We start from the raw sequence: 14919 nt of genomic DNA, 5'->3' as shown, positions 1-14919 counted from the left end.
GCGCAGCGGTTCAGGAGGCGGATTCCATTTCGCGGATGCGGTTCAGCGTGAGCCTTGCAGCCCGCATCGCCAACGCCGGTGAGAGCCGTTCCAGGTACCAAAAAGCCTTCCACCAAGCAGGAACCACGATAATCGCCTTGCCCCGCAGCACGGCGCGAAGGGCGCGTTGGGCGAACTTCTCGGGTGCCATCGGCCGGAGCGGCTCCCAGAATTTGAGTTGCTGCTCGCCGCTGATGCCATGGGAGCGCCCGTACTTGCCGCCGGCGAGGATCGGGGTTCGGATGGCACCCGGACACAGTACGGACACCTGTACGCCGTGCCGTTCGGCTTCCAGACGCAACGCTTTCGAGATCCCGACGACCGCGTGTTTGGTAGCGGTGTAGCTGCCCAGTCCCGGACTGGCGACAAGGCCGGCCATTGAGGCTGTGTTGACGATGTGGCCGCAGTGCTGCCGGATCATGATCGGATAGACGGCTTGGATACCGTGCACCACACCGCCCAGGTTCACGTCGAAGACATCGTTCCAGTCGTCGAGCGTGTAGGAGTCAATCTCGCCTTGGGCCCCAATGCCCGCATTGTTGAACAGATAGTCGATTCGCCCGGATTGCTGTGCCGCCTCAGCGGTGGCGTGCTCAAACGATGGGTAACTGCGCACGTCGAGTTCGATCGCGTGGGCTTTGCCGCCACCACTGTTGAGTCGTTGCGCCAACTCCTGCGCCGGGCCGATCTGGCGGTCAGCGATCCAGACTTCGGCACCTTGATCGACCAATGTGGTGGTCAAGGCGGCGCCGATGCCGGACGCACCGCCGGTGACGAATGCAACCTTCCCGGACGGGCTCGCTGCCATCAGCTGAGTTTAGTTTGTGGCCTGCTGTTCCAACAGGTATTGCGCGAATACCGGCACAGCGAGCCATCTTCCACGACGGGCTAGTGACCGAATAGGCCTCCGCCGCGGCCTCCGCCTCCACCGAAGATTCCGCCGCCGAGCTTGCCGCCTCCGCCGCCGAAGATTCCGCCGCCTCCGCCTCCACCGAAGATTCCGCCACCGGGCTTGCCGCCTCCGCCGCCGAAGATTCCGCCGCCGGGCTTGCCGCCTCCGCCGCCGAAGATTCCGCCGCCGGGTTTGCCGCCACCGCCGATGCCTCCGCCCAGGTTGGGCAGGGACGGTCCGCTAGGTGCGGGCATCGAGGGCATCGAGGGCATCGAGGGTGCCTTGGGCGCCGGGAATACCGGCATCGACGGGGCCTTGGGTGCCGGGAGTGACGGGAGCGAGGGTGCCTGGGGCGCTGGGAATGCCGGCATCGACGGGGCCTTGGGTGCCGGCAACGCCGGGGCAGGAGCACTGGGGGCCGGGAAGTTCGGCAGGGCAGGCGGGTTGAACGCCGGCATGCTGGGTGCCGCGGGGATCGCCGGTGCAGATGGCGCGGGCATGGCCGGTGCGTTTGGCGCGGGAATCGCCGGCAGACCGGGGAATGTCGGCGCGTTGGGTGCCGGAACAGCGGGCAGGCCGATCGGGGGCGCGGCGTTCGGCGGCTGGATACCCAGCTCCGGTAGTTGAAGGGGCGGGCTGGGATTGGCCACCGGGGGGTCGGGGAGCTTGACCGGCATATCCGGCACGTGGATCGGTGGGTTGGGGTTGATCACCGGTGGTTCCGGCAGGTGGATCGGTGGGTTGGGGTTGACCACGGGCGGTTCCGGCACCTGGATGGGCGGATTGGGCTTCACCACCGGCGGGTTGGGCTTGACGACGGGGGGGTTGGGTTTGACGACCGGCGGATTGGGTTTGACGACCGGCGGTTCGGGCAGCTCGATCGGCGGTTTGGGCTTCACCACCGGTGGGTTGGGTTTGACAACCGGCGGTTCCGGGAGCTCGATCGGCGGAACAGGCTTGACCACGGGCGGGGTCGGAACCTCCACCGGCGACTTAGGCGCGGAACTGGGTGGGGTGGGCTTCTTCGCCGGCAACCCGAGCAGGAATGACAGATCGGCCAGACCCGAAAGCACCGGCCGGTGGTGTGTGGGCTGGTGGATGACCGGGGCCAAGACGAACGGCGACGGGCCATGGGCTGCAGGCGTTTCCGCGTGCAGCGGCGGACCGAACACCGGCGCCGGAATGAACAGCGGCGTGATGCCCGGCCCGGCGGCCACCGGCACGGCTGCCGGGGCCGGGAGGTCGAGCGCCGGAGCCGGAAGATCAAGCACCGGCGCCGGAAGCTCTGGCGCCGGGGGGTGACTCAAAGGTGGCAGCGGCAGTAGGTCCATGGGTGCGTGACCCGTCACCGGCGGTTGTCCCCCGAACGATTCCGCGGTGGGTACCTGCAGGTTCGGCGTCCGGTGTGGAATGGTCAGCACCCGTCCGATATCCGGCCGCAGCGCAACCAGGTTGGGGGTGATGTCCAGGGCCATGGCCACCATCAACGCCGAGGCCGCGGCGAACGCGGCGGAGGCCAGGGTCGCGCCGGCAACCAGCAGCGGACGCCGAGCAGGCTGGCCCGCGATGCCGATGAATTCGGTGGCCGCGGCCGCATCTTCGTCGGGGACTGCGCTGTAGGCCAGGCCGTCGGCCTCCAAACCGGCTTCAGAATCGGGGATGTCGTAGTACCCGGGGGTGAGCGCACCCGAAGCGGGTTCCTGGGTGTAGGCCAGCGCTGCGGTAGAAGCCCCGATGACTGCGGATTCCTCACCGGCACAGGCCAATCGGGCCGATGCCAGCGCCGCCCCCCGAGCCAGGGCAGCCAGCGGCTCCGTGGGCTCACACACCTCGTGGTTGACCGTCGCCTCCAGTCGCGGTCTGATCGCGGTGGAGTCGCCCCCCGAGCAGAGCAGGAACAGGCCGTCCGGGGAGGTCTCATGAGTGCTCAGCCGATCAGCGACGGTGTCGACCGCGGCCCGGGCGTCGCCGTTGTCCAGGGGCTGACGGAATATCCGGGTGACGGAGCCGTCGGTGCAGTCGACCATGGCGAGCGTCGCGGTCGCCGACTCGACCGACAGCAATCCCATCCGGTCACAGCCGACTGTCTGTCCCAGGTTGCGGGCCAGGCTCGCCGCGGCAAGCACCGGTGAGATCAGGGCTACATTGCCCAGGCCCTCGAGCCCGCCGGTGGACAGTCTCGAACTCAATGCGTCGGCATCCAACGGGTCCGTCACGGTTACCCCGGTCGAAACCAGCTGATGACCTGCGGAGTCGGCGGCGTCGCGCGCCCGGAGGATGGCGGCGATCACCGCGTCGACGGCGGCGAAGTCCGTGGCGTCGTCGGTCGGCACGTCGAAGCTGAGCTCCTCCAGCGTGACGCCGTCTCCGTACTCGCCGCAGACCAGCACGGTGTGGATGGTGGCGGGTGTGCTTGATGCAAGTGCCACACCGAGTACGACGTCCATGTGCTCCTCCGATTCAGTTCTGACCCGCACGCGGTCGGCCGCGGCGGCGAGGGGGCCTCAAGACATCGGCGGCGTTCCGACACCGTTTGTTCACCATTTAGACATCTACCGGTGACACATCGAAATATGCGCTCGGATGAATGAATGCCGTCTGATGGGTTGGTGAAGAATGTCTAATTTTGTGGACGCGGGTCGCTGCGGGCGTCGGGATCCTGCCGTGTAGCGCCGCCCGATCCGGCCGCGGTGGGCGATGATGGACGCGGGACCGACCGGGCACTGGGATGGACAGGAGTCAGACTTGGCCGATTTCGTCGCGTCGATCGACCAGGGCACCACCAGCACCCGCTGCATCATCTTCGATCATGACGGGGCCGAGGTCGGCCGCCACCAACTCGAACACGAACAGATCCTGCCGCGGGCCGGCTGGGTGGAACACGATCCGTTCGAACTGTGGAACCACACCGCCGCGGTGCTGGTGTCGGCGCTCAACACCACCAAGCTCCACGCCGCGGACCTCGCCGCGCTGGGCATCGCCAATCAGCGTGAGACGACCGTGGTGTGGAACAAGAAGACCGGTCAGCCCTATCACAATGCGATCGTCTGGCAGGACACCCGGACCGACTACATAGCTGCTGCGCTGGAGCGCGACGGCCACGGCGAGGTGATCCGCCGCAAGGCGGGATTGCCGCCGGCCACCTACTTCTCCGGCGGCAAGCTGCAGTGGATTCTCGACAACGTCGACGGCGTGCGCGCCGATGCCGAGCGCGGCGACGCCCTGTTCGGCACCTGCGACACCTGGGTGCTGTGGAATCTGACCGGCGGCCCGCGTGGTGGCGCGCATCTGACCGATGTCACCAACGCCAGCCGCACCATGCTGATGAACCTGGAGACCCTGGACTGGGACGACGAGTTGTTGGCCCTGTTCTCGATCCCGCGGGCGATGCTGCCGCGCATCACTCCGTCGTCGTCGCGGCGGCGGCACGCGGTCACCGTCAGTACCGGTCCGCTGCGCGGCGAGGTGCCCATCGCGGGCATCCTGGGCGACCAGCAGAGTGCCATGGTCGGGCAGGTGTGCCTGTCGGCCGGGGAGGCCAAGAACACCTACGGAACCGGAAACTTCTTGCTGCTCAACACCGGTGAGCAGATCGTCCGCTCCGACAACGGGCTGCTGACCACCGTCTGCTACCAGTTCGGCGACGCCAAACCCGTCTATGCACTGGAGGGTTCGATCGCGGTCACCGGTTCGGCGGTGCAGTGGCTGCGCGACCAGCTGGGCATCATCAGCGGCGCCACCCAGGTGGAGTCGCTGGCCCGTCAGGTCGCCGACAACGGCGGGATGTACTTCGTGCCGGCGTTCTCCGGCCTCTTCGCGCCGTACTGGCGCTCGGATGCCCGCGGCGCGATAGTCGGGTTGTCGCGATTCAACACCAACGCGCACCTGGCCCGGGCCACGCTGGAGGCGATCTGCTACCAGAGCCGGGACGTGGCCGAGGCGATGGAAGCCGACTCCGGTGTGCACCTTGGGGTTCTGAAGGTCGACGGCGGTATCACCGCCAACGATCTGTGCATGCAGATCCAGGCTGACGTGCTGGGCGTCGACGTGGTCAAGCCGGTGGTGGCCGAAACGACGGCGCTGGGCGCGGCGTATGCGGCCGGACTGGGCGTCGGGTTCTGGAAGGGCCCGGATGACCTGCGCGCCAACTGGCGGGAGCACAAGCGCTGGACCCCGAACTGGTCCGACGACCAGCGCGCCGAAGGCTATGCCGGATGGCGAAAGGCCGTGCAGCGCACGCTGGACTGGGTCGAACTGCCCTGAGCATGGCCGCCCGCAAGCGAGTGGTCCCCGGCGCGCTGGTCGTCCTGGTGGTGGCGGCAGCCGTCGGCTGGGCGTGGTGGCAGCACGAGGGCTTTCCGGGGCTCCCGCGGTCTTCGGGACCTTCGCCGACCTGGACTCCGCCGGCGCCCAGCGCCGCGCCGCTCGACCCTGGCTATGATGACGCCCGCCGAATGCTCGCGGCGTTGGCCGTCAAGGGCTGGGATCGGGTGCAGGACTTCAAGCGCTACCGGTTCGGCGAGCGTTGGAGCGACGACGTCAACGTCGAGTTCGGCCACAACGGCTGCAACACCCGCGACGACATCCTGCGCCGTGACCTGACGCAGATCGAACTGCGCAGGGGCACCTGCCTGGTGCAGCGCGGCTTCCTGCACGACCCCTACTCCGGGGAGACCATCGAATTCGTCCGTGGCCCAGAGACTTCCGAGTCCGTGCAGGTCGACCACCTGGTGTCACTGGCCGACGCCTGGTACAAAGGCGCACGGTCCTGGGACGACGCACGCCGACGCGACTTCGCCAACGACCCGCGTAACCTGCTCGCGGTCAGCGCACAAGCCAACTTCGACAAGGCATTCCGCGACGCCGCCGGCTGGCTGCCGACGAACGTCGCGTTCGAATGCGAGTTCGTGGCCCGTCAGGTCAGAGTCAAAACCGCTTACGGACTGTGGGTTTCATCCAACGAGAAGACTGCGATGCATCGGGTCCTTCGCCGCTGCTGATTCCTAGTCGGTTTCCCCGAGTATGCCGTAGATCTCCTTGCGGGCGTTGTTGACGATGTCGACGATACGCTGCTGCTGTTCGGGAGTGGCGGCCTGGCCGGCCTGCGCGACGGCGCCGAACAGCTGGCCGGTCGCGGTACGCAGGTTGATCTGCCCCGGGTCGACGCCGTCGGCGATGTGTTCCCACGGCGGGATCTCGATCTTCTCGGCCGCCGCACGGCCGTCCTCGGTCAACTCGAAAAGACGCTTCTTGCCGTCGGTTTCGCTGCCGGTGATCAAGCCCTCGTCCACCAGCATCTGCAGGGTGGGGTAGACCGATCCGGGGCTGGGGCGCCACAGCCCCTGGCTGCGCTCGGCGATCTGCTGGATGATCTCGTAGCCGTGCATCGGGCCCTCGCCCAGCAGGGCCAGGATGGCGAGCCGCACGTCACCGCGCCGGCCGCGATGGCCGCGCCGGTGCCCGCGGTGCCCGGACGGGCCGAAACCGAATCCGAACCCGAAACCGGGGCCGCCGGGACCGAACCCAGGTCCGAACCCTGGACCGTGCCGGAAGTCCGGGCCGAAACCGCGGCTGCCGACATCGTGGCCGGGGTCGAAGCCGAACGGGGCGCAGTGCTCGGCGCCCTGCTCGCGCAGGTGCCTGCGGAACTCGCGCCGGGCCTGCCGGCGTGCGGCGTGCGCGGCGCGCCGTTGATGCGGTGTCGCGGGCCCGAAGCCGAAGCCGGCGTGTTGTTCGGGGTTCTCTGGAATAGGTCCGCCGGGCGGACCGAAGGGGATGTTCATTTCTTACCTCTTGCTCTCGAAACGGGAGCGCTCACCACTCCCGATACGTTAACGATATATCGGGAACTATCGTTATGCAACGAGGCGTCGCGGGCAGGTCAGCCTGGGGGGACGAACCCACCCGCGTTCGGTGGCGGCCACGGCGCCGGAGGCGGCGAGAAATAGGGGCCGACGGGCCCGGCCTGTAGTCGCGCCAGCTCGCGCTGATGCCGCTCGGCGAGCACCGCCGCCAGCACCAGCTCCGGCGGAGCATCCGGGGGCGGCGGTGGGGAGATGTGCGCCAGCACGTCGCCGGAGATCCGGTAGGCCATCATCTGCCGGGTGTGCGGGTCGAGCTGCGCTGCGCGGCCCAGGAATTGCCGTGCCAGTTCCGCGGATTCGGCCCGCAGCCCCGACAGCTGCAGTGTCGACGCCCACCAGGCCAGCCCCGGCGGCATCATCGGCGGTGGTGCCATCACCGGTGCGCGTTCACTGATCACCACCGTGCCGGCGAAGATGTCGCCCAGGCGTTTTCCCCTCGCCGACACCAGGCTGCAGATCACCGCCGGGCTGCCGGTCAGAGCCCAGATCTCCACGACCCCGGCCAGCGCCCGAAACAACGCCTGCCGGAAGCGCTCCGGGCCACCGTCGTCGGATACCACCCGCAGTCCCATGGCCATCTTGCCCAGCGACCGGCCCCGGGTGAGGGTCTCCATGGCGACCGGATAGCCGACCAGGAGCAGCACCGCGAAGATGATCAGGATCGCGGCGGTCAAAGCATCGTCGAACTGTCCCAGGGTGCTCGCCCACAGCACCACCGAACAGAGGTAGGCCGCCATCACGACGGCGATGTCGATCAGCGCGCTGACCGCCCGCACCGGCAGCTGCGCGATCGCGATGTCGAGGACAACGGCGTCGCCGGTCACCAGCTCAGGGCTGCGATTCGACATAAACCAGACGCTACTCGCCGATCCGGTGCCGTTAGGCTCGGCGACGTGGATGTCGACGCCTTCGTGCTGACTCATCGCCCCCTCTGGGACCGGCTGGATTCACTGGTCAAGAGGCGTCGCCGGCTCACCGGCGCAGAGGTCGACGAACTGGTCGATCTCTACCAGCGGGTGTCCACCCACCTGTCGATGGTGCGCTCGTCGTCCTCGGACGCGGCACTCATCGGCCGGCTCTCCAGCCTGGTGGCGCGGTCGCGTGCCGCCGTCACCGGCGCGCACGCCCCGTTGGCCTCGGAGTTCGTCCGGTTCGCGACGGTGTCGTTTCCGGTGGTCGCCTACCGGGCCTGGCGGTGGTGGCTGGGCACCGCGGTGGTGTTCCTGGCGGTCTCGGCGATCATCGCCTGCTGGGTGGCCGGCAATCCCGATGTGCAGGCGGTGATCGGCACCCCTGCCGAGATCGACAAGTTGGTCAACCACGAATTCGAGGCCTATTACAGCGATCATCCGGCCGGATCCTTCGCCCTGCAGGTCTGGCTGAACAACGCCTGGGTCGCCGCGCGCGCGATCGCGTTCGCGGTCCTGCTGGGTCTGCCCATTCCGGCGCTGCTGTTGGCCAACGCCGCCAACCTCGGGGTGGGGCTCGGGCTGATGTTCCACGCCGGCCGGGGCGGGTTCATGCTGGGCCTGCTCCTCCCGCACGGCCTGCTGGAGCTGACCGCGGTGTTTCTGGCAGGCGCGGTGGGAATGCGGCTGGGCTGGGCGGTGATCGCGCCCGGTGACCGGCCCCGCGGACAGGTACTGGCCGAGCAGGGCCGGGCCGTCGTCGCGGTCGCCGTGGGCCTGGTGGTGGTGTTCGCCGTGGCCGGGTTGATCGAGGCAATGGTGACCCCGTCGCCGCTGCCGACTTGGCTGCGGATCGGCATCGGGGTGCTGGCCGAGGCGGCGTTTCTGGCTTATGTGGTGCACTTCGGGCGCCAGGCGGTGGCCGCCGACGAGACCGGCGACATCACCGACGCCCCCGACGTGGTGCCCACCGGCTAGCCCCGTACCGCGCGAGCGTGCGTGTCTGCACAGCGACACGCCGCGAATCGTGGCATTCTGCGCACGCTCGCGATCTGCGATCAAAGCCGTCCGGCGGCCTTCATCTCCAGATAGGCGTCGGCAAGTGCGGGCGCCAGCTCGTCGGGCGGGGCGTCGATGACCTGCACGCCGCTGCGCCGCAACACCGCCGCCACCGCCCGCCGGTCATTACGGGAACGTTCGGCGGCGCCCGCGTCATACACCGCAGCCGCGTCGGCGCGTCCGCGAGCCAGCCGTTCCACCCGGGGATCGGCGACCGCGGCCAGGATCACCTGATGTTCGGCGGTCAGCTTGGGCAGCACCGGCAGCAGGCCCTCGTCCAGGGCGGAGGCGTTGAGATCGGTCAGCAGCACCACCAGGTTCTGCCGCCGCGCCCGCCGGGACAGCGTGGCCAGCATTGCCGCGGCGTCGGATTCGACCAGCGCCGGCTGCAGCGGCGCCATCGCGTCCACCAGCTGGGCGAACAACCGGGTGCGGGACGCGCCGAACACACCGGCCCGGGTCACAGCGTCGTGGGCGAGCAGATCGACATGATCACCGGCGCGTAATGCCAACGCCGCCAGCAACAGTGCCGCATCCATCGACCAGTCCAGTCGCGGCCAGCCCGCGGGATCGCGTGAAGTCGGGTCGACTCCGATCCGGCCGGCCGCGGTCCGGCCGGTGTCGAGCACGATGACGACTCGCCGGTCACGTTCGGGCCGCCAGGTCCGCACCACCACATCGGAACGCCGGGCCGTGGCTCGCCAGTCGATCGAGCGCACGTCGTCGCCGACGACGTACTCACGCAGCGAGTCGAATTCGCTGCCCTGGCCGCGGACCAGCGCCGGCAGGTTGCCGTCGACCTCCCGCAGCCGGGCCAGCCGCGCCGGCAGATGGCGGCGGGACAGGAACGGCGGCAGCACCCGCACCTGCCCGGGAACCTGCCTGGATCGCTGTCGGCCCGCCAGCCCCAGCGGTCCGATCGAGCGCACGGTGACCCGGTCGGCGTGCTGGTCGCCGCGACGGATCGGCCGCAGTTCGGTGACCACCCGGTGTGCCTGTCCGGGGGCCAGCTCGAGGGCGTGAGCGCGCGGCGTGGCACAGGCACTCGGTGGCCAGGCGTCACGCAGCCGGCCCCGGAATCGACGGCCCTCGTTGACGATCGACAGGGTTGTCGTCATGCTCTGGCCGAGTCGAACCGCGTTGTCGATGCGACGGTCGATGCGCAAGGCGCCGGGATCGGTGGTCAGGACGACGTCGAGCAGCACCGCCACGCCGAGTCCGGCCGACAGCACCGCGAACGCCGTCGCCGGCCAGGGGGCCAGCGCGACGGGCAGTGCGCAGACCAGTGCGATCAGCGCGGCGCGACCGGTCAGAATCACCAGCGTGGCACCGGAACCGAGGCCAGGATGCCGTCGAGGACCCCGTCGGCGGTGGCGCCTTCGAGTTCGGCCTCCGGGCGCAGCATCACCCGGTGCCGCAGCGTGGAGCGGGCCATCGCCTTGACGTCGTCGGGCGTCACGTAGTTGCGCCCGGACAGCCACGCCCACGAACGCGACGTGGCCAGCAACGCGGTCGCGCCGCGCGGCGAGACGCCCAGTTGCAGTGCGGGCGAGCGCCGGGTTGCCGCCACCACGTCGACGATGTAGCCCAGCACCTGGTCGGCCACCAACACCTGACGCACCGCGTCGCGTCCGGCCGCCAGGTCCTCGGCCCCGGCCACCCGCGCGACCGCGGACAGGTCGTGTGGATCGAAGCCCTGGGCATGCCGGGACAGGATGTCGATCTCGGCCTCGCGCACCGGCAGTGGCACGGTCAGCTTGAGCAGGAACCGGTCCAGTTGCGCTTCCGGAAGCCGGTAGGTGCCCTCGTATTCGATGGGGTTGGCGGTGGCCGCGACGATGAACGGGTCAGGCAGGGGCCTGGCTGCACCGTCGACGCTGACCTGGCGCTCTTCCATCGCTTCCAGCAGCGCCGCCTGGGTTTTCGGTGGGGTGCGGTTGATCTCGTCGGCCAGCAGCAGGTTGGTGAAGACCGGGCCGGACCGGAACACGAACTGGGCGGTGTTGGTGTCGTAGATCAGCGAACCGGTGATGTCGCCGGGCATCAGGTCCGGGGTGAACTGAACCCGCTTGAAGTCCAGCCGCAACGCCGCGCTCAGTGTTCGGACCAGCAGTGTCTTCGCCACGCCCGGAACGCCTTCGAGCAGCACGTGGCCGCGGCACAGCAGCGCGATCACCAGGCCGCTGACCACGGCGTCCTGTCCGACCACCACCTTGGCGACTTCGCTGCGCAACGCCAGCAACGCCTCGCGTGCCGCGGTAGCCGCCGGATTCTGCGGGGGAGTGTGTGTCACGAGTGGGTGACCTGCCTTTCGATGTCGTCGAGTGCGTGGGCCAGGCGGACCAAAGCGTCGTCGGAGTCGGGCGGCGGGCCGAACAGCAAGTGTCCCAACCAGTCCGGGTCGCCGCCGATACGCTGGGACACCGCGCCGACCAGCGCCGGTGGATCCGGTGCCGGCCCCAGTCCCAACCGGGGCGCCAGCCTGCGCAGGGTCGCGGTGCGCAACGCGGCGGCGGCCCGGTCCCGGGCCCGGTGCGACCGGTAGAGCCGGCCGAGTCCCTCGACGGTCTCCGATGCGCGTACGACGACCGGCAGGGGCTCGGCGACCAGCGGGCCGAGCCGCCGGCCCTTCCACAGGGCGGCCAGCGCCAGCGCCAGGAACAGTTGCCAGAACAGCCATTTCACATTCGTCGGGATCAGATCGGAAATGGTTGCCGTCCCGGCCTTTCCACCTTGGATATGTTGGGGCGCGTACCAGACGAGGCGGCCGGAGGAGCCGGCCAGGTTCATGGCCAGCGCGGCATTGCCCTCGCGGGCCAGGTTCGTGTTGGTCATGAAGGACTCGCTGCCGATCACCGTGATGGTCCGATCGCCATCGCGGTAGCGCACCAGTGCGCCGTCGTAGCAGCTTTCCACCGACTGACCTTGTGCCGCAACGTAAGTCTGTGTGGTGCGCAGATCGACCCGCCCGGCCCGTTCGGCCTCACGCAACCCGCAGCCGGGCTGGTGGGTGAACGCCCGCGCGGGACCCGACCGGACACCGGGCGCCAGGGCCTTGCGTGCCTTGGCGCTGGGTGTCACCAGCAGCAGATCGCCGGGCAGGCCGGCCAGCCGGTCCATCAGCTCGTCGCCGGCGATGCGCTGGGTCTCGGCCACCAGCACCAGAGTCTCCGGGCGCGCTTCGCGGGCGGCATCATCGACGGTGCCGGCGATCACGATCTCGACCCCGCGGTGACGCAACAGCGTCACCAGGGCGTGCGCCCCGTCGGGCCCGGTGGCGTTCGGATCCATCCGGCCACCCGGCCGGGGTGTAGTGAGGTAGGCGCCCACCGCTGAAACCGTCACGATCACAACCAGAGTCAGCGCGACCCACAGCCATGTCCGCCTCGTGGACTTCACCGGTACTGCCGAATCTGCGTCGCGGCCCGCACCCGCTCGTCGAGGTCGGTGACGATCCGGTATCCCTCCGGGGTGGCGGGCAGCTCGCCGTAGCTGACGTCGTTGAACGTCTCAGCGCCCCTAAGCAGTTCGTCTGCCAGGTGAGGCAGGACCGCGGCGGCGTCGCGGGCCAGCTCGGTGGCGGTACGCCCCGGCGCAGGATGCAGGACCCCGGTCTCTTCGAGTTCGCGGGCCACCGCGCGCAGCCGATGCCGGATTGCGGCACCCCAATCTCCGGATGCGGCATGACGCCCGGCGGCGGCACGGTGCTCTGCGGCGCTGAGCTGGGTGGTGCCGAACAGGGGCTGGTCACCGTGCCCGTCGCGCAGCATGCGGCGGCTGATGTGGATGGCGGCCACCACGGCCGCCGCCAGCAGGATCAGCAGCACGGCGATGGTGAACCACCCGCCGGGCAGCTCCGCCCCCTTGAGTACCAAGCGCCGCACCAGGGTCTCGATGAAGTCGACCAGTTGTTGCTTCGGTGACGGCCGCGGGTAGATCGGTTTGGTCAGCTCACGTTCGGCCGCCTCGCGGGCGGCTTCGCGGTCGATGTCGACGGTGGGCACCCGGCGGTCCTCACCCCGGTGGCCGGGTCAGCCACAGGTTGTCGGTCCATCCGCCGACGTGCGGTCCGCTGGTCGCACCGGTGCGCAGCACCAGGTCGAACGCCTCGGCCCGGATGCGGCGATCGGCATAGAGCAGCACCGAAACACCGGCGGTGAAGGGCAGCACAATGATCTGGCCGATCGTCGTACCGACCTGGGAGAAGAGATTCAGCTGCGCCGCGCCGGTCAGGGCGTCCGCGCCGTGGGTGACCATCATCCCCATGATGTTGAACGGAAACGCCACCGCGCTGCTGATCAGGGAGGTGATCAGCGCGGTCAACAACATGATGCCCAGCACCCGCCAGAAACTGTTGCGCACCAAGAAGAATGACCGGCGCATCGCCTCGAACACCGGTTGACGCTCCAGCACGATCACCGTCGGCGCGAAGACCAGCACCGCGTAGCCGTAGCCCAACGCCGCGACCAGTGCCAGCACCAGCGGCAGGCCGATCAGCACCGCTGCCCCGGTGCCTCCCGCTCCGGCGGCGAAGGCGATGATGGCCACCGCGAAGCCGCACAGAATCACCGCGGCCAAGCCGATCAGGGCGGCCAGGCCGATCAGCGGTCCGAAGCGGCCCCGGACAATCGCCCAGGCTTCGCCGATGGTGATCGGTGACCCGAACACCGCCCGTCCGACGACGACGGTCAGCATGCCGGTCAGCACGATGGTGCCCACGGCGGTCACGATGCCGGCGCCGGCGAATCCGGTCAGCCACGCCACCACGTCACTGCCGGAGACTTCGGTGGCCGACTGTCCCTCGAGTGACGGGCCAAGGGCCGACAGCAGGCCGTACAGGGCGATCCCGCTGATGATCTGGCTGGCCACCACGACGACGGTGGTCAGCCCGAGCACGGTCTTCGGGTTGGCGCGGATGTAGCCGATCGCCCCGTTGTACATATCGGTCAGGCTCAGTGGGCGCAGCGGGATGACACCGGGCTTCAGCTCGGGCTGCGGGTATCCCGGGGGTGGGCCGTAGCCGGGCGGGGGCCCATATCCCGGAGGTGGGCCATACCCCGCAGGCGGTGGACCGTAGCCCGGAGGCGGTGGACCGTAGCCGGGCGGCGGGCCGTAGCCCGGAGGCGGTGGACCGTAGCCGGGCGGCGGGCCGTACCCCGGCGGCGGCGGACCGTAACCGGGCGGGGGAAAACCAGGCCCGGGATAGCCGGGCGGCGGCGGATTCACCATGTGGCTGAGCGTAGCGTTATGCGGCATGGCGGAACTCAAATCCCAGTTGCGGGCGGATCTGACCGCAGCGATGAAGGCCCAAGACAAGCTGCGCACCGCGACCCTGCGGATGCTGCTGGCTGCGATTCAGGCCGAAGAGGTCTCCGGTAAGCAGGCTCGCGAACTGACCGATGAGGACGTGCTGAAGGTCCTGGCCCGCGAGGCGCGCAAGCGCGCGGAGTCCGCCGCGATCTACACCCAGAACGGCCGCGGTGAACTCGCTGCTGAAGAACACGCCGAGGCGCGGATCATCGACGAGTACCTTCCCGCGCCGCTGAGCGACGCCGAACTGGCCGACGTCGTCGACACGGCGCTGGCGCAGGTGGCCGAGGATCTCGGGGAGCGGCCGCACATGAAGCACATGGGCCAGGTGATGAAGGCGGCCACCGCGATCGCCGCGGGCAAAGCCGACGGCGCCAGGCTGTCGGCGGCGGTCCGGGAACGGCTCTAGGAAAACTAGGAACCGGTTGCCGGCAGCTGCCAACTGGTCAGTGCGGCGATGAAGGTGTCGGGATCGGTGACGCTGACGTAGAGGCAGCGGACCGGTTTGTTGAAGAGGCCCGCTGTCGGCGCCTTGGTCGGTTTGACCGGGTGGGCGAACCTGATCTCGACCATGCCGTGCCGGGATCCGTTGACCAGCCAGCCGTTGCACGCCTGATGGACTCCCCAGCCCCACATGCGTTCCGGGGCCGGCCGCGCGGATTCGATGTTGTCCAGCGCGACATCCATCGCGAAAGCCCACCCGCTGCGGACCTGCAGAAAACCGTCGGCCACCCGGATGCTTGCCCGCTTGGGCCCCAGCCCCAACACCGTTGCGAACGGGCGATACCAGCGGTCGTAGCGCATCGCGAAGTTCACGCCGACCATTGTCTCCGGCCGGTACGGCCGG

Annotated in this window: 14 protein-coding genes; 4 read left to right on the top strand and 10 right to left on the bottom strand. The window is 69.2% G+C overall.

Annotation, left to right across the window (positions count from 1 at the left end; genetic code table 11):
- Window positions 1-10 precede the first annotated feature (10 nt).
- Both AWC16_RS14755 and AWC16_RS25590 read right to left on the bottom strand, forming a co-directional pair.
- Window positions 11-847: an SDR family NAD(P)-dependent oxidoreductase gene (locus tag AWC16_RS14755; RefSeq protein ID WP_085265498.1), complete on the bottom strand. Its 837-nt coding sequence runs from the start codon at window positions 845-847 to the stop codon at window positions 11-13.
- An 80-nt stretch (window positions 848-927) separates the two neighbouring features.
- The gene (locus AWC16_RS25590) at window positions 928-3378 is read right to left on the bottom strand and encodes a DUF7159 family protein (RefSeq protein ID WP_165759230.1); all 2451 of its coding nucleotides are present in this window, start codon (window positions 3376-3378) and stop codon (window positions 928-930) included.
- Between the two features lie 253 nt (window positions 3379-3631).
- Between AWC16_RS25590 and glpK the strand changes: the two genes are divergently transcribed.
- Entirely contained in the window at window positions 3632-5194 is a 1563-nt protein-coding gene (glpK, locus tag AWC16_RS14745) for a glycerol kinase GlpK (protein WP_085265565.1), read from the top strand.
- A gap of 2 nt (window positions 5195-5196) precedes the next feature.
- Window positions 5197-5931 carry an HNH endonuclease family protein gene (locus tag AWC16_RS14740; RefSeq protein ID WP_165759229.1) on the top strand — a complete coding sequence of 245 codons (735 nt, stop codon included), beginning with the start codon at window positions 5197-5199 and terminating at the stop codon, window positions 5929-5931.
- 3 nt (window positions 5932-5934) lie between these two features.
- Here the strand turns inward: AWC16_RS14740 and AWC16_RS14735 are convergent, their stop codons facing one another.
- Together AWC16_RS14735 and AWC16_RS14730 are read right to left on the bottom strand one after the other, a co-directional pair.
- Window positions 5935-6714 carry a PadR family transcriptional regulator gene (locus AWC16_RS14735; RefSeq protein ID WP_085265497.1) on the bottom strand — a complete coding sequence of 260 codons (780 nt, stop codon included), beginning with the start codon at window positions 6712-6714 and terminating at the stop codon, window positions 5935-5937.
- Between the two features lie 98 nt (window positions 6715-6812).
- The gene (locus AWC16_RS14730) at window positions 6813-7643 is read right to left on the bottom strand and encodes an RDD family protein (RefSeq protein WP_085265496.1); all 831 of its coding nucleotides are present in this window, start codon (window positions 7641-7643) and stop codon (window positions 6813-6815) included.
- 45 nt (window positions 7644-7688) lie between these two features.
- Here AWC16_RS14730 and AWC16_RS14725 point away from each other — a divergent pair, with 45 nt between their 5' ends.
- Window positions 7689-8681: a stage II sporulation protein M gene (locus AWC16_RS14725; RefSeq protein WP_085265495.1), complete on the top strand. Its 993-nt coding sequence runs from the start codon at window positions 7689-7691 to the stop codon at window positions 8679-8681.
- 80 nt (window positions 8682-8761) lie between these two features.
- Here the strand turns inward: AWC16_RS14725 and AWC16_RS14720 are convergent, their stop codons facing one another.
- Genes AWC16_RS14720 through AWC16_RS14700 form a run of 5 tightly spaced genes read right to left on the bottom strand, consistent with a single transcriptional unit; the run spans window position 8762 to window position 13988 of the window.
- The gene (locus tag AWC16_RS14720) at window positions 8762-10081 is read right to left on the bottom strand and encodes a DUF58 domain-containing protein (RefSeq protein WP_085265494.1); all 1320 of its coding nucleotides are present in this window, start codon (window positions 10079-10081) and stop codon (window positions 8762-8764) included.
- Window positions 10078-11055, bottom strand: coding sequence for an AAA family ATPase (locus AWC16_RS14715; RefSeq protein WP_085265493.1), 978 nt, complete (start codon window positions 11053-11055; stop codon window positions 10078-10080). Before AWC16_RS14715 ends, AWC16_RS14720 begins: the two co-directional genes overlap by 4 nt.
- A complete protein-coding gene (locus AWC16_RS14710; RefSeq protein WP_234812282.1) occupies window positions 11052-12107 on the bottom strand; it encodes a DUF4350 domain-containing protein in 1056 nt (351 codons plus the stop codon). Before AWC16_RS14710 ends, AWC16_RS14715 begins: the two co-directional genes overlap by 4 nt.
- A 50-nt stretch (window positions 12108-12157) precedes the next feature.
- The gene (locus AWC16_RS14705) at window positions 12158-12766 is read right to left on the bottom strand and encodes a DUF4129 domain-containing protein (protein ID WP_085265491.1); all 609 of its coding nucleotides are present in this window, start codon (window positions 12764-12766) and stop codon (window positions 12158-12160) included.
- Between the two features lie 10 nt (window positions 12767-12776).
- Complete coding sequence (locus AWC16_RS14700; RefSeq protein ID WP_109561434.1) at window positions 12777-13988, bottom strand: DUF7847 domain-containing protein; 1212 nt, start codon at window positions 13986-13988, stop codon at window positions 12777-12779.
- Between the two features lie 28 nt (window positions 13989-14016).
- Between AWC16_RS14700 and AWC16_RS14695 the strand changes: the two genes are divergently transcribed.
- The gene (locus AWC16_RS14695; RefSeq protein ID WP_085265489.1) at window positions 14017-14481 is read left to right on the top strand and encodes a GatB/YqeY domain-containing protein; all 465 of its coding nucleotides are present in this window, start codon (window positions 14017-14019) and stop codon (window positions 14479-14481) included.
- A 5-nt stretch (window positions 14482-14486) separates the two neighbouring features.
- Here AWC16_RS14695 and AWC16_RS14690 read toward each other — a convergent pair whose 3' ends face one another.
- Window positions 14487-14888, bottom strand: coding sequence for a hypothetical protein (locus AWC16_RS14690; protein WP_085265564.1), 402 nt, complete (start codon window positions 14886-14888; stop codon window positions 14487-14489).
- Between the last annotated feature and the right edge of the window lie 31 nt (window positions 14889-14919).

It is taken from the genome of Mycolicibacter longobardus, from assembly GCF_002102265.1.
GTDB classification, from domain to species: Bacteria; Actinomycetota; Actinomycetes; order Mycobacteriales; family Mycobacteriaceae; genus Mycobacterium; species Mycobacterium longobardum.
Note: the sequence above shows the minus strand (reverse complement) of the source record. Positions and strands in the feature narration are given on the sequence as shown.

Bases quoted from the DNA above. Each gene is read 5' to 3' on its own strand.
- AWC16_RS14755 (WP_085265498.1), bottom strand. From the start codon at position 847: ATGGCAGCGAGCCCGTCCGGGAAGGTTGCATTCGTCACCGGCGGTGCG.
- AWC16_RS25590 (WP_165759230.1), bottom strand. From the start codon at position 3,378: ATGGACGTCGTACTCGGTGTGGCACTTGCATCAAGCACACCCGCCACC.
- glpK (WP_085265565.1), top strand. From the start codon at position 3,632: ATGGACGCGGGACCGACCGGGCACTGGGATGGACAGGAGTCAGACTTG.
- AWC16_RS14740 (WP_165759229.1), top strand. From the start codon at position 5,197: ATGGCCGCCCGCAAGCGAGTGGTCCCCGGCGCGCTGGTCGTCCTGGTG.
- AWC16_RS14735 (WP_085265497.1), bottom strand. From the start codon at position 6,714: ATGAACATCCCCTTCGGTCCGCCCGGCGGACCTATTCCAGAGAACCCC.
- AWC16_RS14730 (WP_085265496.1), bottom strand. From the start codon at position 7,643: ATGTCGAATCGCAGCCCTGAGCTGGTGACCGGCGACGCCGTTGTCCTC.
- AWC16_RS14695 (WP_085265489.1), top strand. From the start codon at position 14,017: ATGGCGGAACTCAAATCCCAGTTGCGGGCGGATCTGACCGCAGCGATG.